Source organism: Massilia sp. NBRC 108631, assembly GCF_059704565.1.
This window is the reverse complement of the sequence record NZ_BAAKJE010000017.1, coordinates 1-247: the sequence shown is the minus strand read 5'-3', so window position 1 is coordinate 247 and position 247 is coordinate 1. Positions and strand designations below refer to the sequence as shown.

Genomic DNA, 247 nt, shown 5'->3' with positions numbered 1-247 from the left:
CGTAGCTGATGGGAAGCAGGTTAATATTCCTGCACCGTCGTATGATGCGATGGGGGGACGGATCGCGGAAGGTTGTCTGACTGTTGGAATAGTCAGTTTCTGCTTCATAGAAGGTGCTTAGGCAAATCCGGGCACGTAATTCAAGGGAGTGGGACGAGTGAACTTGTTCACGTAGCAATCGGAAGTGGTTCCAAGAAAAGCCTCTAAGCTTCAGTCATACGAGACCGTACCGCAAACCGACACAGGT

Annotated in this window: 1 rRNA gene; it reads left to right on the top strand. The window is 50.6% G+C overall.

The features are described from left to right. Nucleotides 1–247, top strand: a 23S ribosomal RNA gene (locus tag AC6H42_RS01425); the annotation flags it as partial.